The sequence below is a fragment of the Providencia sp. PROV209 genome (assembly GCF_028479485.1).
In the GTDB taxonomy this organism is placed as follows: domain Bacteria; phylum Pseudomonadota; class Gammaproteobacteria; order Enterobacterales; family Enterobacteriaceae; genus Providencia; species Providencia alcalifaciens.
The window spans coordinates 293,956-318,671 of record NZ_JAMPNR010000001.1 but is presented as its reverse complement, the minus strand read 5'-3'; the positions used below and the strand labels follow the sequence as shown (position 1 = coordinate 318,671).

Here is a 24,716-nt window from a genome sequence, read left to right as displayed (position 1 = left end):
GGTAATGAGAGAACCATGAACAACATACTGAAATCCAATAAGCTCGATAATGTCTGCTATGACATTCGTGGGCCAGTTTTAAAAGAAGCAAAGCGCTTAGAAGAAGAAGGCAATAAAGTCTTAAAACTGAATATTGGTAACCCGGCACCGTTTGGCTTTGAAGCACCTGATGAGATCCTCGTTGATGTCCTGCGCAATCTGCCAAGCTCGCAAGGTTACTGTGATTCAAAAGGCTTATATTCAGCGCGTAAGGCCATCGTACAACATTACCAAGCCCGTGATATTCACGATATGACGGTTGAAGATGTGTATATCGGTAACGGCGTTTCTGAACTTATCGTTCAAGCGATGCAAGCACTGCTTAATAATGGCGATGAAATGCTGGTGCCTGCTCCTGACTACCCACTTTGGACCGCAGCGGTTTCCTTATCGGGTGGTAACGCAGTGCACTATATGTGTGATGAACAGCAAGGCTGGATGCCTGCTCTTGACGATATTCGTAAAAAAATCAGCCCACGCACCCGTGGTATTGTCATCATCAACCCGAATAACCCAACAGGGGCGGTGTACAGTAAAGAACTGCTGATGGAAATTGTCGAAATTGCCCGTCAACATAGCCTGATTATTTTCGCTGATGAAATCTACGATAAAATTCTGTATGACGATGCGCAGCACCACTCTATTGCAGCACTGGCACCTGATTTACTGACAGTCACGTTCAATGGGCTATCAAAAACCTATCGCGTTGCAGGTTTCCGCCAAGGATGGATGGCGATAAACGGCCCGAAAAAACACGCTAAAGGCTATATTGAAGGCTTAGAAATGTTAGCCTCTATGCGCTTGTGTGCAAACGTTCCGATGCAGCATGCTATCCAAACTGCGTTAGGCGGCTATCAAAGTATCAGTGAGTTTATCCAACCAGGTGGACGCTTATATGAACAGCGTAATCGTGCATGGGAATTGATTAATCAAATTCCAGGCGTCTCTTGTGTTAAACCACAAGGTGCCCTGTATATGTTCCCTAAAATTGATATTAAACGTTTTAATATTCACGATGACCAAAAAATGATCCTTGACTTATTACTACAAGAAAAAGTGCTATTAGTCCAAGGAACCGCATTTAACTGGCCAGAGCCTGACCATTTCCGTATCGTGACGCTACCTTATGCTGATGATTTAGAAATGGCTATCAATAAGTTTGGTCGTTTCTTAGAAAATTATCGCCAATAATATTGGCGGCTTGGTGAAAAATAAAAATAGCCCGATATGGGCTATTTTTATAACTGAAAATTTAATATCTAAATATGAGGCTCTTTATTGGATAATCAAATAATGGAAATTAAATAAACAGCCGCTAAGAAAAACAACACCAATATTACTGGGAAATATTTCATTTCATCCTCGATCAGTTTAATTATCTACCTCTCGATTATAGTGACTAAAAATATCAAATCAATTTATTATTGGATGATAACTTGTTTACTCTTGCACGTCTTATTTAGATAATTGAATATGGATACTCTCAATTTAACTTTTTTATTTAATCCTTTTTTGATCATTTCATTGCATGATTATGAATCGCCCCTTGAGGCACATCCTTTAGTTCAACAGTGGATGTTCGTAATGATAAGTGTGTAAGTTTCATCAATTTTAAGGGCTCTCCCCAAAAGTTCTCTAATGTAACCGTACCTTTTGCTGATAACGCGACTTCCATATAATCTCCTCGATGCTATTGGATTGATACTTGGATAATTAATGGGAATTTTGATACATTTCCTCCTATGCTTAATTCATTTAAAACATTAGCTTTCATTAAGTTATATTCACTTATTCAAAATAAAAATACTTAATATTAAATATAAATTTACTGATATCTAATGTATGATTTTCACACATGATTATTTCAATCAAGGAGGAGTTATGAGTTACTTTTTTGCCCATCTTGCTAGAATGAAACTCATTCATCGCTGGCCACTAATGCGTAATGTCCGAACGGAAAACGTCTCTGAGCATAGCTTGCAAGTTGCTATGGTTGCACACGCACTTGCCATTATTAAAAATAAAAAATTTGGGGGAAATGTTGATGCATCACACATTGCTCTACTCGCCATGTATCACGATGCCAGTGAAGTGATTACGGGAGATTTACCCACGCCAATTAAGTACCATAACCAACAAATTGCGCATGAATACAAGAAAATAGAGAAATTTGCTCAGCAAAAGCTATTAGACATGTTACCTGAAGAACTTCAAGATGATTTCAGGGAATTAATTATTGAAGATTTGCAGTCAGAAGAAGAATATTTCATTGTTAAACAAGCCGATTCTTTATGTGCTTATTTAAAATGTTTAGAGGAATTATCCGCGGGTAACAGTGAATTTAAACTCGCCAAAAAACGCTTAGAAAAAATGCTTGAAGAAAGAAATAGCCTAGAAATGGATTATTTTTTACGGCATTTCGTCCCGGGTTTTAAGCTTTCGTTAGATGAAATTAGTAATTAACCGATATGTAGGAATGATCTTCATTCCTACTTTAAACATCCTACAACCAAATTAATATTTATACTTCATCATGAAAACATGATGTGTCATTCATCTGTTATTTTCAATTCATAATAATTAAATTAAATACTTATAAATTTCTTTTCATTTTAGTTGAACAATCACTTGAAGAAGAATAATGAACATAGAGATTTTCAGATTCACCATTGACACCCAGGACCACTTTTTCATCATCGGCATCTGTAATCGAGCAATAAAAACCGCTCTTGGTTGTATATACTTTCCCACTTTCTGTTATCACATTTAGGAACCAATAATTATAAGATGCAGGAGCATCCAGCTCATAGACAAACCACATGATATTATCAATCCTTGTTTTATCAGGTATATTATTGTACACAACATTCCGAGAGTATCGCGAAGATCCGAATGAATCATAGATATCTGCCATATGATATCCTAAATATATTGAGAATATGTTCTCCCCCCAATAATTTTCAAAGCTAACTTCCCCAATACACTTTTTCGCCATTTCGTTACCTTTATTTTTCGTATTATTAATTATAAAACTTCAATCAATTCTGTACTGCATCCCAACGATGAAGAAAATGCGATATATAACGTTCTTGCAGCGCCATTTACACCAAGAACCGCATCAAATGAATCATGGAAGGTATAAGAACAACGAAACCGGTCTTTCGTTCTGAATAGGCGTCCACTTTTAGTGTGCAACGTCACAGCCCAATAGTCATAGCGATCCAGTTCCCCTATCGACGTACGTATGGAAAAAACTTTTTTTAACTCCGTTCGGTCAGCAATATTTTCTAACTCCATCGTTGACATAAAATATTTTGTTTTATTCAGCATTCCGGAAGTATAATGTTCTAAACGGACCGAAATTAACTTCTCTCCCCAATAATTTTCAAAGGTACAAAGACCATCATACCCAGAAACGATATTTTTAACTTCTGTCTTATCATTATTCATTATTACCTCATCGTAGATATCCATTAATTTTAATGACTGTTCCGGTAATAAAAATAACAATATTCTGCAGGTAAGCGGTAATGGATTAAATATTACGAATTGATCTTTATCATCACAGGCAGTAAGCCTTATTGAGTTTAATAGCGCCTTAATAAAGTAGGCGCTATCGAGTTAATTAGAAGGGAAATAAAATAGGGATCACGGCTACGCTAATAAACATCACGATAATCGTAAAGGGAACTCCCATCTTTAGAAAATCGGCAAACTTATAGCCACCAGGTCCGAGCACTAAAGTATTAACTGGGGAAGAAACCGGTGTCATGAATGCGGCGGATGCCGCGATACCAATGACCATAGCGAATGGCAGTGGCGAGACTTCCATTTGACGCGCTGCGGCAATCGCAATGGGTGCCATTAATACTGCGGTTGCGGTGTTAGAAATAAATAACCCAATGGTGGCACACAAGATAAACAAGCACAGTAACATCACATGCGGACCTAATCCACCAGCGACCTTCATCAGTGCATCTACCGCTAGGGCTATCCCCCCGGTTTCCTGTAAAGCGATAGCAAATGGCATCATACCAACAATCAAAATAATGCTCGGCCAGTGAATCGATTTGTACGCGCTTTCCATATCAATACAACGGAATTTCCCCATTAATAAGCAGGCAAGTAACGCTGCAATAAAGTTAGGGATTTCATTGGTAACCATCATCGCTACCATGAGCGCAAGGCAAAATAACGCATGAGGGGCTTGCGAAGCAGCTGGGGCTACCGCCTCAACTTCAGCAGCTAAGTTCAATACAATAAAATTACGCGGTTTGGTCGATAGAATACGAATTAATTTCCAATCACCGATGACCAGCAAAATATCCCCTAAGCGCAGAGGCTCATCCACTAGTTTTCCATCAAGGGCCTTTCCATCGCGGCGTATCCCCACGACGTTTAAACCATATCGGGTACGAAATTTAATCTCTCGTAAACTTCTACCTAATAATTCTGAGTCTGGGTTCATAGACACTTCCGCCATCCCCACATCCCTTGATTGTTCGGAAAAATAATCTCCACGTAAGATCATTGGCTCAAGAAGTTGTTCACTACAAAATTGGCGCAGCTCATCGTCAGTCACTGAAATATCAATCAGCAAAACATCGCGCTCGCGTAGCTCAGTCCCTCCCGTTGCACTCACCATTACACGACGAAACTTGCGCCAGCGTTCAATCCCTACCACGTTCGCGCCGTAACGGGAACGCAAATGAAGCTCATCAAGCGTGTGTCCAATCAGTGAAGACCCTTTACGAATAGCTAACCGACGGGCACGCCCCGCCAGTTTATAATCGCGGATCAAATCACGGAAACTACGCTGATATTTTACGGGTTGTTTATCGGGTTCATTGCTTCCTAGCCAGCGACGAGTCAGCCACATATAACCAATGCCCGCCAATAAAATGAGGAGTCCAATCGGGGTAATTGAGAAAAATTGAAAGCTGGGTAGCCCTTCACGAACTAATTCGCTATTCACGACCATATTCGGTGGCGTAGCGACTAACGTCATCATGCCACTGATCAGACCGGCAAAGCCTAATGGCATCATTAATCGACTAGGGGATGTTTTCATCCGTGCAGCAACACTGAGCACGACGGGAATGAAGATGGCGACAACGCCAGTAGAACTCATGAATGCACCGAGTCCCGCCACCGTCATCATTAAAAAGACAAGCATTTTACTTTCGCTGCTGCCTGCAACTCGGACGAGCCACTCCCCCATTTGGTAGGCAATTCCGGTACGAACCAGACCATCTCCGATGACAAACAAAGCGGCAATCAATAAAACGTTAGGATCCGCAAAACCCGCGGTTGCCTGCTGTAATGTCAATGTATCACTCAATACAAATGCAACAATGACTAATAAGGCAACCACATCCATGCGGATTTTATTGGTCGTAAATAGAACAACCGCGATCAATAGTAGGGTTAATACCCACAGCAATTCTCCGTTCAAAATATCCCCTTTCGACGAAAAAAAACAGGCTAAAGATTTTAGTTAGTTAACCATGTTTTTAAGAGGATTTCTTTGATTAGATCGTAATTAGGCGTTTTTCGATACGAAAAGCTCAAAATAGCCGTTATTGTCAGGTCCAGTCACGGAGATTTGCTCTAATGTACTAATAATCGCAGAGATTTCATCTCGTCGAAGCATACCTTCTGGTGCATGAACAGCAATCACTTGGCAACCTGCACTTAGCGCAGAATGAATACCCGCGGGCGCATCTTCGAAAGCGATGCAGTCTTCAGGAGGAAGAGACAGGCTTTTCGCCCCTAATTGGAAAGGTTCTGGGTCTGGTTTACCTTTAGAGACTTTTTCAAAAGTGACCCAATGTTTAGGTTCAGGCAAGCCAGCGGCGGCTCGGCGTCCATGAGCGATTGGCACTGTTCCTGATGTCACAATCGCCCAAGGCGCACCTAATTTATTCAGTGAAGATAACAGCGCTATTGCCCCTGGCAGCGCAACAACGCCGTCCATATCTTCACTTTCCATTTTTTCTAACCAACGAAAATGGCTTTGTAGCTCTTCTTCGCTTGCATGAGGTAAAAAATGACGCAATGTCGTCATCGCAGGTTTTCCATGGATATAATCGATAATTGCTTGCTTATCCTCACCAATTCTATCGCCAAATAAACACCAACAGCGCTCAACAACAGCGAGTGAATCCGCCAATGTTCCATCGAGATCGAATAAAAAACCTTTTGCTTTTAACTTCACATTGAACCCTTTTATTTACCTAATGCAAATATGCTCTGTGTTTTTACCTAAAATACGGTTACGCATTTAAAATCTGAGAAATCTCGACCGCTGAAAGATGATATTGACGAGGGCAAGCTTGCCAAATTTTCAGCATTCTTAAATATTTATCCCACATAGGCGTTTGAGAGTTAAAACCGTGAGTACCGCTGTCAAAGTGCGTATAACGCCCTTCGGTATTCACCATAAAGCGTACATAGCTCAGATAACGAGCCTCTGTCGCCGCATCAAAGCCTAAAAATTGCACACGGCGCTCATCGACTCCATGTTTATCTTCCATGTTGCCGTAGGAAACCTGCAATGCATGGTACATTTCCATCACATCAATGACAGTACGGCACGTTTGTTCACTCAACTCACCAAAATCTCTATCCAGTTCGCGCATTTGCAAACCGAATCCACGCTCAACTATCGTTTGAAGACGACGGTAACGCTCTGCGTTATCAGGGTCTAGCATGGTCATCATTTTATATTGATTGGATATAATTAAGCGTTCAGCGTTGGTCATTTCCATCACAGCTCTCCATAAATAATTTACTGCCATCTTCGCATTCAATGTTAATAATGCACAGATGAAATATCATTTTTATTGATCTAAACAACTATTTTGTATTAGTTATTGTTAAATAGAGCTTTGTTGTTAGACCTGACTTTAATTAGGATCAAAAATAACGTTAGATATCTTCCATAAAAGTGTGATCTAACTGCTTGAACGCTTTTTTCAATAATTCGGCTAGCGCCAGATAGTCCGGCTGTTGTTCGATAGGCGCCATTGCAATTCCCGCTTCAGTAAATTTATCGCGGATTTCATAAAACCAACTCAATAACCCTGCAGGTAATGGCGTAACAGCACGTTTGCCTAACCACCATAACCCTTGCATTGGCAAGCTACAGGCGAATAGCGCTGTGGCAACCGCAGGTCCTAACTGCCCACCTAAGGCGATTTGCCAAGCGAGCGTAAATATTGCAATTGGCGGCATGAAACGGATCCCAAACCGGATCGCTTTATTGATACGTAGCTCAGGAAACAGCGGTGTTAGCTTTTTTTCCATAGGAAAAACCTTCAGATAGTGATTCCCTAATCTGAATCGTTTAAAAAAACCTGGAGGGGTACTTTGTATTGTGCTCATCAATAAATTTCCTACTACCATCACAAAAACAATATCAATCTTCGGCTAGCTTACGTCAAATTGAGTATGAACGCACACTCAGTTTTTAAGTTCATTTTCACAAATTTAGCTTTAATCCAGCTAACTTAAATGAAACCCACTATTCTAGTGAATGCATAACTTACCGCTATAACTACACTTTATATGGCATTTATGATTTTAATCAACCAAACGCCCTATTTTTAAAAAAAACATATAAAATATAAAATAGTTTTAGTAGAATCGACCGCAATTAGAATGACTACCGGGCTATGTTGCTTAATAGTTCTCTTTAATAAGTAAACAACAGTGATATATTGGGGCTCTGCACGTTATTTCAACACGATGCCGTGACTTATTTTTCACAGTTATTTAACAGCATTACGTAACGTTTGCTACAGAAAACCCTGTAAAATCATCGACCCATGTTCTTTTTTGCACATATCATGATATCAATCATGAATTGGTCGGATATAAATACGCTAGGCTCTAGCGACTTACATTTTTCAACTAAGTCTGTGTGTCCTGATAACGGGCTTCACAACATCAACTAAGATAGGTATTTCCATGTCAAGTAAGCTGGTACTGGTTTTAAACTGCGGTAGCTCCTCACTGAAATTTGCAATCATCGATCCGACTAATGGAGATGAATTTCTATCAGGTTTAGCTGAATGTTTTAATTTGCCTGAAGCTCGTATTAAATGGAAAATGGACGGCGAAAAACATGAGGCGCCTTTAGGCGCGGGTGCTGCGCATAGCGAAGCATTAAATTTCATCGTGAATACTATTCTTGCGGCGAAACCTGAACTGTCTGCTCAAATTTCGTCTATCGGTCACCGTATTGTTCACGGCGGCGAAAAATTCACGTCTTCTGTGGTGATCGACGATGAAGTCATCGCAGGTATTAAAGCGGCAATCCCATTTGCACCTTTACACAACCCTGCTCACCTGATCGGTATTGAAGAAGCAAGAAAATCCTTCCCTCACCTGATCGGTAAAAACGTCGCTGTATTCGATACTGCATTCCATCAGACAATGCCTGAAGAAGCTTATCTGTATGCACTGCCATACGAATTATACTCAGAGCACAGCATTCGTCGTTATGGCGCACACGGAACTAGCCACTACTATGTTTCTCGTGAAGCAGCGAAAAAACTGAACAAACCAGTTGATGAACTGAACGTTATCACTTGCCATTTAGGTAATGGTGGTTCAGTATCAGCAATCGTAAACGGTAAATGTGTTGATACATCAATGGGTTTAACTCCATTAGAAGGCTTAGTAATGGGTACTCGTAGCGGCGATATCGACCCTGCGATTATTTTCCATTTACACGATTCATTAGGCATGAGCGTTGACCAAATCAACAAAATGCTGACGAAAGAGTCTGGCTTACTAGGCTTAACGGGTGTGACTAGCGACTGCCGTTATGTTGAAGATAACTATGGCACCAAAGCGGATGCAACCCGCGCAATGGATGTATTCTGCCACCGTTTAGCGAAATATGTTGGTGCGTACAGTGCGCTGATGGAAGGACGCCTTGATGCGATTATCTTCACTGGTGGTATCGGTGAAAACTCTGCACAAGTTCGTGAAATCACATTGAAGAAATTAGCTATTCTTGGTTTCGAATATGACCACGAGCGCAACTTAGCGGCACGTTTCGGTAAAGAAGGTGTCATCACCACCGATAACAGCCGCCCAGCACTGGTTATCCCAACGAATGAAGAGTTGGTGATTGCCCAAGATGCTGCACGCTTAACAGCATAAAGACTTTCTTGCCGCCAGCCTTATGCTGGCGGTACTGCTTTAGAGTAACCAAAAAACGAGGTTCCCGTGTCCCGTACAATTATGCTAATTCCTACTGGCACCAGCGTTGGTTTAACCAGCGTCAGTCTGGGTGTCGTTCGCTCAATGGAACAAAAAGGTGTCCAGCTGAGCGTATTTAAACCAATCGCACAACCACGCGTTTCAGGTAATAAAGACCAAACCACCGAAGTTTTACGTTCACACTCCAGCATCACGACCATTGTTGAACCTTTAACAATGGAATATGTTGAATCTCTTCTGACATCATCTAAAAAAGATATTTTGATGGAAGAGATTGTGGCTCGCTACCACGAGCACACCAAAGATGCAGAAGTCATCCTGATCGAAGGTTTAGTCCCAACGCGCAAGCACTCTTTTGCTCAATCATTGAACTACGAAATTGCGAAAACCTTAGGCGCAGAAATTGTTTTCGTTACCGCGCCAGGCAACAGCTCAATTCAGCAAATGCAAGAACGTTTAGAGCTGGTTCGTAACGAGTTCGGTGGTCAACGTAATGAAAATATCATCGGGGTTATCGTTAATAAAGTTAACGCACCTGTTGATGATCAAGGTCGTACTCGCCCTGACCTGTCTGAAATTTTCGACGATTCGACCAAAGCGACGGTGGCTAACATCGATGCGAAAGCGCTCGAATGTTTGAATCTGCCAGTATTAGCGACGATCCCTTGGAACTTTGACCTGATTGCCACCCGTGCAATCGATATGGCAAAACACTTAAATGCACAAGTAGTTAACGAAGGTGAAATCAACACTCGCCGCGTTAAATCAGTAACCTTCTGCGCACGTAGCATTCCACACATGCTGGAACACTTCCGCCCAGGTTCACTGTTAGTGACTTCCGCAGACCGCCCTGACGTACTGGTTTCAGCCTCTTTAGCCGCAATGAACGGTGTAGAAATCGGGGCTATCTTATTAACAGGCGGCTATGATATCGATGCACCTATTCGCAAACTTTGTGAACAAGCATTCGAAACGGGCTTACCTGTGTTTATGGTGAACAGCAACACATGGCAAACTTCGCTGAATCTGCAAAGCTTCAGTCTTGAAGTACCTGCTGATGACCATGAGCGTATCGAGAAAATTCAAAACTATGTGGCTCGCCACATTAGCAGTAACTGGATTGAATCTCTGGTTGCTGATTCTGAACGTCCAAACCGTCTGTCTCCTCCAGCGTTCCGTTATCAGTTAACTGAACTGGCTCGTAAAGCAGGCAAACGTATCGTCCTGCCTGAAGGTGATGAGCCACGTACCGTTAAAGCGGCATCGATTTGTGCTGAACGTGGTATCGCGACCTGCGTATTGTTAGGTAATCCTGATGACATCCGCCGTGTTGCAGCATCTCAAGGTATCGAATTAGGCGCTGGTATCGAAATCGTTGACCCAATTAAAGTTCGCGAAGAATATGTTGCGCGTTTAGTTGAGCTGCGTAAGAGCAAGGGCATGACCGAAGTGGTTGCTCGTGAACAATTGGAAGATAACGTTGTTCTGGGTACATTGATGCTAGAAAAAGGTGAAGTAGATGGACTGGTTTCTGGTGCGGTTCATACCACAGCAAACACCATTCGCCCACCATTACAGTTAATCAAAACTGCACCAGGTAGCTCATTAGTCTCTTCTGTATTCTTTATGCTGCTGCCAGAACAAGTCTTTGTTTATGGTGACTGTGCAATTAACCCAGATCCAACTGCTGAGCAACTGTCTGAAATCGCGATCCAATCTGCCGATTCAGCAAAAGCCTTTGGTATTGAACCTCGTGTTGCGATGATTTCATACTCAACGGGTAATTCCGGTGCGGGTAGTGATGTTGAAAAAGTTCGTGAAGCTACGCGCTTAGCACAAGAAAAACGCCCAGATCTGATGATTGATGGTCCGTTACAGTACGACGCGGCGGTTATGGCTGATGTAGCAAAATCTAAAGCGCCAAACTCACCTGTTGCGGGTAAAGCCACTGTATTCATCTTCCCTGACTTGAACACCGGTAACACCACTTATAAAGCCGTACAACGTTCTGCGGACTTAGTCTCTATCGGTCCAATGCTGCAAGGTATGCGTAAACCAGTTAACGACTTATCTCGTGGTGCTCTGGTAGACGATATCGTTTACACCGTTGCACTGACAGCAATTCAAGCTGCACAAAACGAAAACGCATAATTTTCGTTATTAGGCATTACGTTAAAAGGTCAATCAGGAAACTGATTGACCTTTGTTTTTTCATCGCTATTTGAAAATAACATTTTCCCTTTTTCATATCATGATCCTCTATGTTTTCACAAGAGTATTGAGGATGGTTATGATTATCCCCCAAAGAGTCAGTATTAAGTTTAAACAGATAAAATTAACTGACCATTTTAAAGATACTGCTAAAAATGAGTTTTCCCGTAATATAATCGGCATTAAAAATATTCAAGAAGCCGAAAAAGGTGTTTGTTATGGATTAACACATGCTTTCTTATTTTATGCTCATGCAAATGATGAAAAAACATATATAAAAAATCTGGCGCGCGCATTAAAAAAAACACATAACGCCAAGGGAAACATTCGCCATTATCACACTTTTTTAAATGACGCTTTTTGTCAAATAATTGATAGACAAAAATTAATTGATTATAGTCTACATATTGACCACGCCATAAAAAATTTTGATTTTTCAAATGACAGCGATGAGTTAAAACAAAGAAATATGCTTAATTCTATCAATGCAGTACTTTTTAAAAACGGTGCCTTATTACTGAATAATATAGGGGAAGATAATGCTATTAATTTAAAAAAATTATTACATCAATTATATTTTTATACCTATTCCACATCGAAAAATGCCAAGAAGAACGTATTAAAAGGAAAAAGTCATTTTGAACTTAATTTAATGAAACTAACAGCTCGAGAAATTAAGAGAAAATGTTCTAATTTTACACTAACTGATTTATCACAGATCGGCATTAAACCGTTTTTTGAACTGGTTAAAAATCACCAGAAAAAAATCATTAAGCATCAAATAACACAAAGAAATAATCAATATAATATAAAGTATGACACCTATACGATTATTGATAACAATGTAAAATTAAATCCACAAAATTATATAACCTTTGAAGAATTTAAACAGCGAATTAATAATCGACTACAACAACAAAAGGATACCATTTGTGATTTTCTAACGAAAGATCATGCTATGGGGATTACGATTAAACATATCAACAATAAAATCATATTCAAGTTCTTTGAACCTAATAAAGGCCTTTATATAACAGCGAAGAAGAAAAATTTTTTTAGTCTCATTGAAAAAATAATATCTCAGCAAGAATGCTTAATGAATGAGAAAAATGAGCCAATCATCGAGGTTAATACCTCCTACGCCGATAAACTTCATCAATATCCGCTGCCGAATAAAATCAACAAGCCAAAATTTTATAAATCATAAAATATAAAAGGACTACCTTAGTAGTCCTTTCTTCTCATATCCGAGCTTACTCTGGGCTGGAACAGCTAATCGCTTTATCCGCTTCATTATTGCGCGTTAACCATAATGACAGTGCTTTAAGTGAATCAGGCGTGAATTCATCGCAACGTGCTGTAATCTCTTTTGGTGTTAGCCAGCTCACCTCAACCACTTCGCTTTCTTGTAATGCGAAAGGACCATGACTCACACAACTAAACAGCCCACCCCATACTCGGCAGATTTCGTTTTCATAATAGAAGGTACCATGTTCCGCAAAAGGAACACCCGCAATGCCCAGCTCCTCTTCAGCTTCGCGCTTAGCTGATTCAAGAATATTTTCATCTTGCATCACTACGCCCCCAGCGGTTGCATCCAAAAGTCCAGGGTAAAAATCTTTAATGTCAGTTCTTCTTTGCACCAAAATTTTACCCATACCGTCATGTACCACGATATACGTTGCGCGATGACGTAAATTTTCAGCCCGCATTTGGCGACGGGTTGCTTGAGCTATCACATTATTATCTTCGTCAACAATATCCACCCACTCGACGAATTCGGTCTGTTGTTCCATCCTGAAAACCTTATTTAACTTGCCCAACGAAATACTTTGATACAAGGTATTCTTTTCACTTATGCGTTGCAAGGGATCCTAAGCAAATTTGTGCTTTGTCTCCCTCATAAAAATCAACACATCCCTTTAAGATATAGCACAAAATTCTTTTTTTTGAACCGTTAACTGAAACCCAACAATTCTTATTTGCAAATGCTATAGTTAACTCAAACTAGATGGTAAAAATCGGATTATTTAGAGCGTTATAACGCTTTAAATAGAGGGGATAAAAATGAGAATACTAATAACAGGCGGAACAGGGTTAATTGGTACCCAACTGGTTCAAGCGTTAGTGATGCATTCACATCAGGTCACGGTATTAAGTCGCTCACCACAAAAAGTATACAGTCTATTTTGTAAAGCGGTTGAATGCTGGACAACCCTCAGCGATAGAAAAAATCTCAACGAATTTGATGCAGTCATCAACCTTGCCGGTGAACCCATCGCAGAAAAACGCTGGACGACCGCACAAAAACAAATCCTCTGTGAAAGTCGCTGGAAAATAACCCAACAGTTAACGGATTTGATTAAAGCCAGTGAAACCCCACCGAATGTATTTCTTTCTGGATCTGCTGTTGGCTATTACGGCGATCAAGGTCAGTCTGTAGTGACTGAATCAGACCAACCCCATGACGAATTTACCCATCAGTTAGCTGCACGCTGGGAAGCCATTGCCCTCGAAGCCCAATCAAGCAAAACGCGCGTTTGCCTATTGCGTACTGGATTAGTTTTATCCCCTAAAGGTGGTCTACTCGCCAAAATTCTGCCTATTTTCAAAATGGGGGCAGGTGGACCGATTGGTCATGGAAAGCAATATATGCCGTGGATCCACATTAACGATATGGTAAAAGCGATTTTGTTTTTAATGGAAACACCGGATTTATCAGGTCCATTTAATATGACGTCACCTTATCCTGTCCATAATGACCAATTTGCTGCCATGATGGGAGATGTACTCAATCGCCCTTCTTTCGTGCGCACGCCCGCTTTCGCCGTAAGAGGCGTGCTTGGTGAATCTGCCACTTTATTATTAGGGGGACAGCAAGCCATTCCAAAACGCTTAGAAGAGGCTGGCTTTGCATTTGAATTTATTGAACTGAGAATTGCTTTGGAAGATTTATTAACACCAACACCGTGATTATTTAGCGCCCTGCCAACGGGTGAACAAATCATGGTCGAGCTGAATATCAAACTGGTCAAGTACGCGATTCACGGTTTGATCGACAATATCTTGAATAGATTGAGGCTGATGATAAAACGCAGGCATTGGGGGCATAATCACGGCACCTATTTCTGCGGCTTGAACGAGCAATTTTAAATGCCCTAAATGCAGTGGCGTTTCCCGTACCCCTAACACCAGTTTTTTCCCTTCTTTTAATACGACGTCTGCCGCACGGGTTACTAATGTGTCTGTATAGCTGTGTACGATGCCTGAAAGCGTTTTCATAGTACAAGGCATTATTACCATACCCGCAGTGCGAAATGAGCCTGAGGAGATTGCAGCGGCGATATCGCGGCTATCATAAACATGGTCAGCAAGTTGTTGAACATCTTTCACACTGAAATCGGTCTCCAGCGCGAGAGTTTGACGTGCTGCCGCACTCATCACTAGGTGGGTTTCCACATCTTTCACAGGTTTAAGCACTTCCAGCAATCGAATACCGTAGATTGCCCCACTCGCTCCCGTTAACCCAATGATAAGTTTTTTCATGCTCAACCCCAATTCACGTAATTTCCTGCATTATATACCAAATATCGTGAAGAAGTGAGAGAGAGGCAAGGTGTAGATGTCAGTATAGTAAAAATACAGAGCAAAACTTTACTCACGGAATAAGTGGGTATAAATAAAGGAATGAAGGAAACATGAGTGAAAGGTAATTCAGACTAACTTCATTTTCAGCTTAGTTTTAGATTTAATCCTCTAAATAATTCATGCTGTAGCTAGGCGGCAAGTTAGCTAATCCCTAGGAGCATAGACAGGTATGTGACTAGGGTTAGCTAATACAGCCAACAACGCTACAGCGTGAAGTATGACGAGGCTCCCCGAAAATTTAGCCTTCGTTGTATATCTCTAAATCCTCAACATCACTCTGATCTTTCAACTTTAACTCATCGTCCTTACGCAGATTTTCCAGATAATTTAAATAACTTTGGTCAATATCTTTCGTCACGTAAATGCCGTCAAATACGGAACATTCAAATTCATTAATTTCTGGGTTTTCTTCACGAACTGCGTCCACGAGGTCGCTGAGATCTTGGAAGATTAAGCCATCTGCACCAATCAATTTTCGAATTTCATCGACTTCACGACCGTGTGCAATCAGTTCATTCGCATTTGGCATGTCGATGCCGTATACGTTCGGGAAACGTACCTCTGGCGCAGCGGAAGCAAAATACACATTCTTCGCACCAGCTTCGCGGGCTAATTCCACTATTTGCTCAGATGTGGTCCCGCGCACAATCGAATCATCCACCAGCAGAACGTTTTTATCACGGAACTCAGCACGGTTTGCATTCAGCTTACGCCGTACTGATTTACGACGTTCTTGCTGCCCTGGCATGATAAACGTGCGCCCAACATAACGGTTTTTCACAAACCCTTGACGGTATGGTTTATCTAGGATGTGTGCAATTTCCAAGGCGATATCGCAAGAGGTTTCTGGGATTGGGATCACGACATCAATATGCAGATCTTCCCACTCTCGTGCAATTTTAGCCCCCAACTTTTGCCCCATGCGCAATCTTGCGTTATACACCGAGATTTTATCAATAAAGGAATCTTGGCGAGCAAAATAAACATATTCAAAAATACACGGCGTCAGTTGTGGATTCTCTGCACATTGGCGAGTAAATAATTTACCATCTTCAGTGACATACACGGCTTCACCGGGTGCGACATCACGAAGGAATTCAAAACCTAACGTGTCTAATGCCACACTTTCAGATGCCACCATATATTCGTGTTCGCCAGTTGCCAAAATACGGCGACCGAGAACTAATGGACGAATGCCATATGGGTCACGAAATGCCACCATCCCGTGACCAATAATCAATGCCACACAGGCATAAGCACCACGGATTTTTTTGTGCATTGACGCGACGGCACTAAAAATGTTGTCAGGTTCGAGAGGAAAATGATCAAACTTATCTAATTCATGCGCTAATACATTTAGCAGAATTTCGGAGTCTGAGGTGGTATTCACATGGCGACGCGCTGTTTCAAATAGGCTACGAGTCAGTTCGTGAGCATTTGTCAGGTTACCATTATGTGCAAGGGTGATACCAAAAGGAGAGTTAACGTAAAAAGGCTGAGCTTCAGATGCACTTGAGCTACCCGCTGTAGGATAACGTACATGTCCTATGCCCATTGAACCTTGAAGTCGCAACATATGGCGAGTTTCAAAGACATCTTTTACTAAACCATTTGCTTTACGCAAACGGATATTGTTTTTACCATCGATGGTCGCAATACCCGCTGCATCTTGCCCACGATGCTGTAGCACCGTCAACGCATCATAAATTGATTGGTTTACCGGTGAAACACCGGCGATACCGACAATACCGCACATTTAGTCTTTCCTCATCAGCCAGACGGAGAAATATTCTCCGGTAGGAAACTTGACGCATTTTGCAGGTAGTCAAAGAACCACCTAATAATATGACTGAACTGTGGAATAAGCTGTGAACGATGCCAATCCTCACTTTGAGGAAGCGGAGTAAATGTATCGAGAAAGAACAATAGCGCCGATACAATTAATACCCCACGCAACGCACCGAAGCAAATCCCCAGTACACGATCTGTACCCGATAATCCGGTTTTTTGTACCAGTGAGCTAATCACATAATTCACTACCGCACCTACAATCAGGGTTGCAATGAATAATGCCGCAATGGCAATACCGTTACGAACCAAAATATCCTCAAAGTTCGTAAAATAGCTCGCCAAGTAGGGATAAAACGTACTTGCAACGAAGAACGCACAACCCCATGTGATTAACGATAATGCCTCACGTACAAATCCACGAATCAGGCTTACCAGTGCCGAGAAGCCAATAATGGCGATAATTGTGTAATCAATCCAGACCATATTTCATTCCAAAATTCGCATTCACGTCAGCGGCGAATGCATTCTAACAGAAAACGAAAACGTTTGCGTAACCATTTTTCATTGAATTTAAAAAAATCAGCGGCGAAAAGAAAAAATCATAATCGCCGCAGTAAGTTACTAAATACCCTTATTTTTTAGGGATAATCCAATGTCATTTTAAGGCTTAAAAGCTTGAATAATCCCTTTTGTACCTGTTATCGCATTAAGTTCAGGTAATGCAGATTCAAGTTTCTGCCTTGATGCCTCAGGACCTACATAAATACGGGTTAATTTATTGTTCACCGGTTTCGCTGGCACCGTATAAACCTGATACCCCGACAATCTCAGTTTAGCCACTATTTCCTCAACCTTACTCGCATTATTTAGCGCGATAACTTGTACCACATACGCTTTGCCTTGAGGTTCTTGCTTAGGCTCCGACTTAGGTTCAGGTTTTGGTTCAGGTTTTGACTCTACTTTTGGTTTAGGCTCAGGTTTAGGTTCCGGCTTTGGCTCCACTCGCGGTTTTTCAGGCGCAACATTTGTCGGAATCGCACTCCCATTTTGAGCGCCATTATTTTGATTTGTCACACTTTGATTTGCACTGTTTGCGGCTACTGGCGGCTGTTCACTTTGCTTTTGCTCGGTGATAGCTTCCGATAACATCGCTTCAGAAGTTCCTTCTGAAGAAGCCGTTGATGCACTGTGTGTAATCGGTGCAATCGACTCAATATCTTCTTCATCACCCGGTTTGGGAATAATCGGAATGGCTGCAAATTCATTTTCATTGTATTTCTTATCGCCATCCAGTAGCCCGGGCAGCACAATGACCCCCGCAGCGACTAATACAATGGCGCCAGCAAGACGATTCTGGAATTTACTAGCCACTGACTTTATCCTTCTGTTTTCTCTAATAGCATCATGACGTGTGCTACTGTATGGAATGATCCACACACAACAATCACATCTTGTGGTTTCGCATCCACGCAGGCTTGTCGCCAAGCGGCTTCCACTGAATCAAATTCGTGAGCACCATCAATATGTTTGCTAAGTTCAGTCACATCCGCACCACGAAATTCTCTTAGCGGCGCAAGATACCAATCTGTAACTTGTTGGGATAAACAGGTTAATGTACCTTGAATATCTTTATCCCCTAGCATGCCTACTACCGCACGAATTCGACGACCTTCTCGCCTCGGTAATTGTGCGAGTTTGGAAACTAAGTAACCTGCAGCGTGCGGATTATGCGCCACATCTAAAATCATTAACGGGTTTTCGCCAATGATTTGGAAACGCCCCGGTAACTGAGCGGTACTTAAGCCTTGGTGAATCGCTTTGTTGGTTATTTTCTGCGCTAATACGGAGTCAATCTCCATCAAGCAGCTGATCACCCCCATTGCCGTTGCCGCATTGGCTAATGGCACATTCGGTAAGGGTAAATCTTCCCATGAACGCTGTGAGCTTTCCCATGACCAATGATCTGCATACTCTTGATAATGCCAATCTTTGTCACGCCGAAATAACATTGTGCCGATTTTGTCAGCATAAGCACCAATGGCATCAGGCATGTCAGGCTCACCCACTACACCATAGTGACCTTGACGGAAAATACCCGCTTTCTCATGACCAATATGTTCGCGGTCAGAGCCTAGCCAATCTGTATGATCGAGAGCAATACTGGTGATAGCTGCGATATCCGCGTCCACCACATTCGTAGCATCAAGACGACCACCTAGGCCCACCTCGAGGATCACAATATCCAACTCAGCTTGCTTAAATAATTGTAGTGCAGCTAAGGTGCCATATTCAAAGTAGGTTAACGAAATATTTCCACGCTGCGCTTCAATGGTTGCAAACGCTTGGCAGAACGCATTTTCAGTCAGTTCTTTACCTTGGATACGAACACGTTCAGTGTAGCGAACTAAATGGGGAGAACTATACACACCCACTTTCAAGCCCGCCGCCATTAAAATAGCTTCAAGGGTATGGCATGTTGTGCCTTTCCCATTGGTTCCAGTAACGGTAATGACGCGCGGAGCAGGTTGGGTTAAATGCATTTGACGGGCAGCTTGCCCTACTCGCTCCAACCCCATATCGATATTTTGGCTATGCAGGTCGGTGAGATAAGAAAGCCAAGCCTCCAAAGGAGACTTGGCTGTAGGAATGATTAGATTACTCATCATCTTTTTTATGTTTAGACCCTTTTGCGTTTTCTGTTCCATCGACAGCGTCAGCAAGATCAATTTCCACATCAACAACTTCAACAACCAGTGTTGGCGCAGTATTCGGACTTGGTTTATTCGTTAACATCGCTAATACATCAGCCAGACGGTCACGCATATCTTGGCGACGTACGATCATGTCAATTGCCCCTTTTTCCAACAAGAACTCACTGCGTTGGAAACCTTGAGGTAATTTTTCACGTACTGTTTGCTCAATAACGCGAGGTCCTGCAAAACCGATCAAGGCTTTAGGTTCAGCAACGTTGATATCACCTAACATGGCTAAACTTGCAGAAACACCACCCATAGTTGGGTCGGTCAGTACAGAAATATACGGCAAGCCGCGTTCTTGCATTTTTGCCAATGCCGCACTGGTTTTTGCCATTTGCATCAACGATAACAGCGCTTCTTGCATACGTGCGCCGCCACTTGCAGAGAAACACACTAATGGACAGTTATCTTCCAGAGCCTGTTCTACAGCACGGACAAAACGTGCTCCCACTACCGATGCCATTGAACCCCCCATAAAGGAGAATTCAAACGCTGCGGCAACGATAGGCATCTCTTTGAGTGTCCCTTTCATAACAACGATAGCGTCTTTTTCGCCCGTTTGTTTTTGTGCTGTGCTAATTCTATCTTTGTATTTTTTAGAATCACGGAATTTGAGCACATCCTTTGGCTCTAATTCGCTACCTAATTCCGTTGTTGAGTTTTCATCAAGGAAGGATTCAAGGCGTTGACGAGCATGAATACGCATATGGTGGTCACATTTCGGACACACTTGTAAGTTACGCTCAAGCTCAGCGCCATAAAGTACTTGCCCACAGCTATCACATTTAGTCCAAACACCTTCAGGAATGTTTGCTTTATGGGATGGGGTTGAAGTACCTTTTTTTAAAATTTTCTCAATCCAGCTCATTAATGGACCTTTTCGTCTGATTGCACTCTGACAAGACTCCAAGTAATACCAATCACTGAATATCAGGGATGGTGATATAAGGAGTATCTATCAGTATGTTATTTTTTGCCATTAAACCACAATGATATCTCACTGTAGATAAAAACTTTTTTCAAACCGATTATTGGTTATCGTTTTTTTGCGTCGCCGCACTGTTTTCTTTTGCTACTGCATTTTTTTCTTTTGCAGCAGCACGACGGTGGCGAATAATTTCAATGACACCCGGTAGAATTGAAATAAAGATAATCGCGACTATCAGTAATTTCAAATTCTTTTGTACTATCGGCAAATCACCGAATAAATACCCTGCATAGGTAAAGAGTAACACCCATAATAACGCACCTGTCACATTATAAAAGGCAAAATGACGGTAAGACATTTTTCCCATACCCGCAACGAAAGGCGCGAAAGTTCTCACGATTGGGACAAAACGCGCCAAGATAATCGCTTTTCCACCGTGTTTTTCATAAAACTCATGGGTTTTATCTAAATAGCTACGACGGAAAATTTTTGAGTTTGGATTTTGAAATAGCTTTTCACCAAAGATACGACCGATGGTGTAGTTCACTGCATCACCAATAATTGCCGCAATAATCATCAACAGTACCATGACGTGTACGTTTAAATCATTACTTGGCAATGCTGCTATTGCACCCGCAACAAATAATAATGAATCCCCTGGGAGGAAAGGCGTCACCACCAACCCCGTCTCGCAGAATAAAATCAGGAATAAAATACCGTAGACCCAAACACCATATTGGGCGACCAATTCCGCAAGATGCACATCAATATGCAAAATAAAATCAATGATAAAACTGATAAACTCCATGGGGTTCCTCATGTGGAGATTTATATTAACGACATTTATAGTAGATCATCTGCAAGAAATAGTGGTCCCATCACATTCTGTGGCAGGTCAAATTTTTCAGGATAATCCACGCTCACTAAATACAGTCCTTCCGCTTTGGCTGTTGCCGCTGCTTTCGTTCTATCTTTTAATTCCAGAAGATGTGCCATCCAATCAATATCTTGATTTCCGCAACCAATCTCCAACAAACTGCCAACAATGTTTCTCACCATATGGTGCACAAACGCGTTAGCTTTAATGTCCACAACTACATAGTTTCCGTGACGCGTCACATTAACGTGCATCACATTACGCCAAGGAGTTTTGGACTGGCATTGGACTGCTCTGAATGAGGTAAAATCACGCTCACCCAGTAGAGCTTGTGCCGCTTGGTGCATACGCTTCTCATCAAGGGGAAAATGAAAATGCGTTACGCCATTCGATAAAATGGCAGGACGATAACGATGATTAAAAATAACATAGCGGTATCGGCGCGCAGTTGCACTAAAACGCGCATGAAATTCATTATCCACTGGCTTACACCAACGAACCGCAATATCATCCGGAAGATGGGTATTCGTGCCCATCGTCCATGCGGCCTCTTTACGAATGGCAGAAGTTTCAAAATGCACAACTTGCCCAGTCGCGTGAACGCCTGCATCCGTACGTCCGGCGCAATTAACACTGATTGGCTCAGCCGCAATTTTCGATAGCGCAGCTTCAAGGCAACCCTGTACACTTTGCACTTCTTGCTGACGTTGCCAACCGTAATAACGACTGCCGTTATATTCAATCCCGAGAGCAATACGATGCAGTTTTGGGGATTCCGACATCAGTAGTACAGCTCCTGAGCCAGTTTTTCTGCTGTCTCAACCGCCATCAGTGCGCCGCCAAAACGTACGTTATCCGCGACTGACCAGAACTGTAAAACTTCCGGCATACCATAGTCATTACGAATACAACCTATGCTTAAAAAGTCATTGCCTGATGCATCAGTCACTTGAGTTGGATAATCACCCTCTTCTGAGACCTGAATATCATCAAAACGTTCAAACTCTTCACTCGCTTCTTCTGCGCTGACTGGGCGTAACGTTTCTAAATGCACAACTTGTGCATTACCGTAGAAAACAGGTGATTGAATAAAACTCACCGCCACAGGTAAACCGTCGTCTTGCAGCACTTTACGCACCTGCTCAACTAAACGGCGCTCATGCACAACACTGCCTTCAGCATCCGCTAATAATGGCAACATGTTAAATGCCAGCTGCTTACTAAAGCGTCCCTCTTCAGCGGGAATACCATTGAGTAAACGCGCGCTCTGACCAGCCAATTCATCCACCGCAGCCTTGCCGTAAGCTGACATAGACAGCATGTTAGTCAGGGTGATACGCCCTAATCCTGCCGCTTCAACCAATGGTTTAATTGACGTTAATAACTGACTAACATAGCTATCTGCGACAGAAATAATATTACGATTGCGATAATCGGCTAAAATTTGCGGGTTAACGCCTGGCACCACTAAAGGTACATCCGGCTCTAATGCAAAAACGCCGCTGTTATCGATAACGATACAGCCTTCTTGCGCCGCGACTTCAGCATACTGCACCGTGGCAGCTTCACCTGCTGCAAAAAAGGCGATCTGTGCCTGCGACCAATCAAAGTCAGCCACGTTTTGCACTTGATAACTTTTACCGTTGAAGCGAATGCTCTCTCCTGCACTACGCTCACTGGCTAGTAAATAAAGCTCACCAACGGGAAACTCTCTTTCTTGAAGTAGGGAAAGAATGCCTTCACCCACTGCACCTGTTGCCCCAAGTAATGCGATATTCCAACCTTCTGTCATGGTTTTTCCTCTAAAAAAATCAAAGTGAAACAAGCGCCAATAAGCCACTCATTTCACCTAAAAAATTGTGATTAAATTTTTGCGTTAAAGCCTAACTCATTCAGCAATTGCGCTGTTTGTTCGCTATCACACTGCACGGTAAGCGATGACCATTCGCGACGCTCTTGGTAATGTTTGCGTAATTTATCGAATTCACCGGGAATACCTGCGACTGCGCGCAGTGATGAATCATCACGACGCACATCATACACGAGATGAACTAATCTTTTGAGTTGGCTTTGCGTTAATTTACCATTGAAATTAATGCAATCGATATCTGGCTTCGGTAACAATGATGCGAGTGAAATGTGGGTAGGTTTACCCAAAAATTCACAATAGGCTTCAAACACTTGTGTTGTTCCACGCGCTTTACCTTCTAAGGTATAGCCCGCAATATGTGGCGTACCGATATCCACATACGCTAATAATTCAGTATCTAAATCTGGCTCAGGCTCCCAAACATCCAATACTACACTCAATGGTTTACCTTGCTCAAGTAAGTGTAATAACGCTTGGTTATCCACTACTTCGCCACGGCTGGCATTCACTAAAATAGTGCCATCACGTAAATTGGCGAGTTGAGAAGCGCCCATCAAATGGAATGTTGAATACTTTCCATCCATATTAAGCGGCGTATGGAAGGTTAAGATATCTGCCTGCTCTAACACGGTATCGAATGAGACAAAGGCTTCTTGGTCACCATTGTCTGCACGAGGCGGATCACACAATACCGTTTTGACTCCCCACGCTTGCAAGCGTTTATACAGACGTCCACCCACATTTCCCACACCGATAATCCCTACGGTTTTATCGCGTAAATCAAAATTATCGCGTTCCGCTAGCATCAAGAGTGCTGAAAAAACATACTCAACGACGGCAATCGCATTACATCCCGGCGCAGAGGAAAATCCAATATTGGCTTCTGCAAGCCACTGGGTATCCACATGGTCAAACCCTGCAGTTGCCGTGCCGACGAATTTTACTGGCGTATTGCTCAGCAAGGATTTATTCACTTTGGTAATTGAGCGCACCATCAATGCATCTGCATCGTTAAGTTCTTGTTCTGGCACTGGACGCCCTGGCACTGCTTTAACTTCGCCTAGCTCACTAAATAAGGCTTGAGCATATGGCATGTTTTCATCAACCAAAATTTTCACGAAATTCGTCCCAATAAAATGTTTAGTCATGCCCGATTTGGCAGCCACACTATACTCCAAATCGTCGATGTGCTGAATCATTTACATGATAATGCGTTTTAACATGAAATCCAGAGTCTCGCAGGTAGCATTATTTAAATTTTCTCTTTGATTTAACAACGTTACAGACGAGTCTGACTACCTAATCTAATAGATTTCATGTTTAATCAGCAGCACTACATTAAACGTTATTCATTTTTCAGGA

General features: G+C 42.1%; 24 protein-coding genes. 6 read left to right on the top strand and 18 right to left on the bottom strand.

Translation table 11 applies throughout. From position 1 onward, the window contains the following. The first annotated feature begins 15 nt into the window (after positions 1–15). The gene (locus PR795_RS01585; RefSeq protein WP_181480062.1) at positions 16–1,230 is read left to right on the top strand and encodes a pyridoxal phosphate-dependent aminotransferase; all 1,215 of its coding nucleotides are present in this window, start codon (positions 16–18) and stop codon (positions 1,228–1,230) included. Positions 1,231–1,555: 325 nt separating this feature from the next. On the opposite strand, the gene PR795_RS01580 is transcribed toward PR795_RS01585, so the two are convergent. Then, positions 1,556–1,714: a hypothetical protein gene (locus PR795_RS01580; RefSeq protein ID WP_154601841.1), complete on the bottom strand. Its 159-nt coding sequence runs from the start codon at positions 1,712–1,714 to the stop codon at positions 1,556–1,558. Positions 1,715–1,920: 206 nt separating this feature from the next. Here PR795_RS01580 and yfbR point away from each other — a divergent pair, with 206 nt between their 5' ends. Then, positions 1,921–2,502, top strand: coding sequence for a 5'-deoxynucleotidase (gene yfbR, locus PR795_RS01575; protein ID WP_272516588.1), 582 nt, complete (start codon positions 1,921–1,923; stop codon positions 2,500–2,502). A gap of 130 nt (positions 2,503–2,632) precedes the next feature. Here the strand turns inward: yfbR and PR795_RS01570 are convergent, their stop codons facing one another. The 6 genes from PR795_RS01570 to yfbV form a co-directional block, all read right to left on the bottom strand. Further along, entirely contained in the window at positions 2,633–2,953 is a 321-nt protein-coding gene (locus PR795_RS01570) for a hypothetical protein (protein WP_148284705.1), read from the bottom strand. A 110-nt stretch (positions 2,954–3,063) separates the two neighbouring features. Then, positions 3,064–3,489 (bottom strand): hypothetical protein, encoded by a 426-nt coding sequence (locus PR795_RS01565; RefSeq protein WP_051459691.1) that lies wholly within the window; start codon positions 3,487–3,489, stop codon positions 3,064–3,066. Positions 3,490–3,664: 175 nt separating this feature from the next. Continuing rightward, the gene (locus PR795_RS01560) at positions 3,665–5,494 is read right to left on the bottom strand and encodes an SLC13 family permease (protein ID WP_181480063.1); all 1,830 of its coding nucleotides are present in this window, start codon (positions 5,492–5,494) and stop codon (positions 3,665–3,667) included. 87 nt (positions 5,495–5,581) lie between these two features. Continuing rightward, positions 5,582–6,256: a sugar phosphatase gene (locus PR795_RS01555; protein ID WP_181480064.1), complete on the bottom strand. Its 675-nt coding sequence runs from the start codon at positions 6,254–6,256 to the stop codon at positions 5,582–5,584. A 58-nt stretch (positions 6,257–6,314) separates the two neighbouring features. Then, a complete protein-coding gene (locus tag PR795_RS01550; protein WP_006661359.1) occupies positions 6,315–6,809 on the bottom strand; it encodes a YfbU family protein in 495 nt (164 codons plus the stop codon). Between the two features lie 160 nt (positions 6,810–6,969). After that, positions 6,970–7,425 carry a terminus macrodomain insulation protein YfbV gene (gene yfbV, locus PR795_RS01545; RefSeq protein ID WP_006661358.1) on the bottom strand — a complete coding sequence of 152 codons (456 nt, stop codon included), beginning with the start codon at positions 7,423–7,425 and terminating at the stop codon, positions 6,970–6,972. Between the two features lie 585 nt (positions 7,426–8,010). On the opposite strand from yfbV, the gene ackA reads away from it, so the two are divergent. The 3 genes from ackA (at position 8,011) to PR795_RS01530 (ending at position 12,691) form a co-directional block, all read left to right on the top strand. Then, positions 8,011–9,213: an acetate kinase gene (gene ackA / locus PR795_RS01540; protein ID WP_006660272.1), complete on the top strand. Its 1,203-nt coding sequence runs from the start codon at positions 8,011–8,013 to the stop codon at positions 9,211–9,213. 66 nt (positions 9,214–9,279) lie between these two features. After that, the gene (gene pta / locus PR795_RS01535) at positions 9,280–11,424 is read left to right on the top strand and encodes a phosphate acetyltransferase (RefSeq protein ID WP_006661357.1); all 2,145 of its coding nucleotides are present in this window, start codon (positions 9,280–9,282) and stop codon (positions 11,422–11,424) included. A 133-nt stretch (positions 11,425–11,557) separates the two neighbouring features. Continuing rightward, positions 11,558–12,691 (top strand): hypothetical protein, encoded by a 1,134-nt coding sequence (locus PR795_RS01530; protein ID WP_272516587.1) that lies wholly within the window; start codon positions 11,558–11,560, stop codon positions 12,689–12,691. Positions 12,692–12,737: 46 nt separating this feature from the next. Here PR795_RS01530 and yfcD read toward each other — a convergent pair whose 3' ends face one another. Next, on the bottom strand, positions 12,738–13,280 hold the full coding sequence (yfcD, locus tag PR795_RS01525) for an NUDIX hydrolase YfcD (protein WP_006660269.1): 543 nt from the start codon (positions 13,278–13,280) through the stop codon (positions 12,738–12,740). A gap of 271 nt (positions 13,281–13,551) precedes the next feature. Here yfcD and PR795_RS01520 point away from each other — a divergent pair, with 271 nt between their 5' ends. Further along, complete coding sequence (locus tag PR795_RS01520) at positions 13,552–14,457, top strand: TIGR01777 family oxidoreductase (RefSeq protein WP_006660268.1); 906 nt, start codon at positions 13,552–13,554, stop codon at positions 14,455–14,457. On the opposite strand, the gene PR795_RS01515 is transcribed toward PR795_RS01520, so the two are convergent. The 10 genes from PR795_RS01515 to pdxB all read right to left on the bottom strand — a co-directional run bounded on the left by PR795_RS01515 (position 14,458) and on the right by pdxB (position 24,472). Next, positions 14,458–15,030, bottom strand: a complete 573-nt coding sequence (locus PR795_RS01515) for a UbiX family flavin prenyltransferase (protein WP_006660267.1) — start codon at positions 15,028–15,030, stop codon at positions 14,458–14,460. It abuts the gene before it with no gap. 340 nt (positions 15,031–15,370) lie between these two features. Continuing rightward, a complete protein-coding gene (gene purF, locus PR795_RS01510; RefSeq protein WP_006660266.1) occupies positions 15,371–16,888 on the bottom strand; it encodes an amidophosphoribosyltransferase in 1,518 nt (505 codons plus the stop codon). A gap of 14 nt (positions 16,889–16,902) precedes the next feature. Further along, positions 16,903–17,406, bottom strand: coding sequence for a colicin V production protein (cvpA, locus tag PR795_RS01505; protein ID WP_006660265.1), 504 nt, complete (start codon positions 17,404–17,406; stop codon positions 16,903–16,905). A 177-nt stretch (positions 17,407–17,583) separates the two neighbouring features. Beyond that, positions 17,584–18,294, bottom strand: coding sequence for a cell division protein DedD (gene dedD, locus PR795_RS01500; RefSeq protein WP_036962970.1), 711 nt, complete (start codon positions 18,292–18,294; stop codon positions 17,584–17,586). Positions 18,295–18,299: 5 nt separating this feature from the next. Further along, positions 18,300–19,589 (bottom strand): bifunctional tetrahydrofolate synthase/dihydrofolate synthase, encoded by a 1,290-nt coding sequence (folC, locus tag PR795_RS01495; protein ID WP_181480066.1) that lies wholly within the window; start codon positions 19,587–19,589, stop codon positions 18,300–18,302. Further along, entirely contained in the window at positions 19,579–20,547 is a 969-nt protein-coding gene (accD, locus tag PR795_RS01490) for an acetyl-CoA carboxylase, carboxyltransferase subunit beta (RefSeq protein ID WP_181480067.1), read from the bottom strand. The genes folC and accD overlap by 11 nt, the downstream gene beginning before the upstream one ends. A gap of 160 nt (positions 20,548–20,707) precedes the next feature. Then, positions 20,708–21,415, bottom strand: coding sequence for a DedA family protein (locus PR795_RS01485; protein ID WP_006661352.1), 708 nt, complete (start codon positions 21,413–21,415; stop codon positions 20,708–20,710). Positions 21,416–21,450: 35 nt separating this feature from the next. Then, entirely contained in the window at positions 21,451–22,266 is an 816-nt protein-coding gene (truA, locus tag PR795_RS01480) for a tRNA pseudouridine(38-40) synthase TruA (RefSeq protein WP_006661351.1), read from the bottom strand. Beyond that, positions 22,266–23,276 (bottom strand): aspartate-semialdehyde dehydrogenase, encoded by a 1,011-nt coding sequence (locus PR795_RS01475; RefSeq protein WP_181480068.1) that lies wholly within the window; start codon positions 23,274–23,276, stop codon positions 22,266–22,268. The genes truA and PR795_RS01475 overlap by 1 nt, the downstream gene beginning before the upstream one ends. A 71-nt stretch (positions 23,277–23,347) precedes the next feature. Next, the gene (gene pdxB / locus PR795_RS01470) at positions 23,348–24,472 is read right to left on the bottom strand and encodes a 4-phosphoerythronate dehydrogenase PdxB (protein ID WP_006661350.1); all 1,125 of its coding nucleotides are present in this window, start codon (positions 24,470–24,472) and stop codon (positions 23,348–23,350) included. Positions 24,473–24,716: the final 244 nt, after the last annotated feature.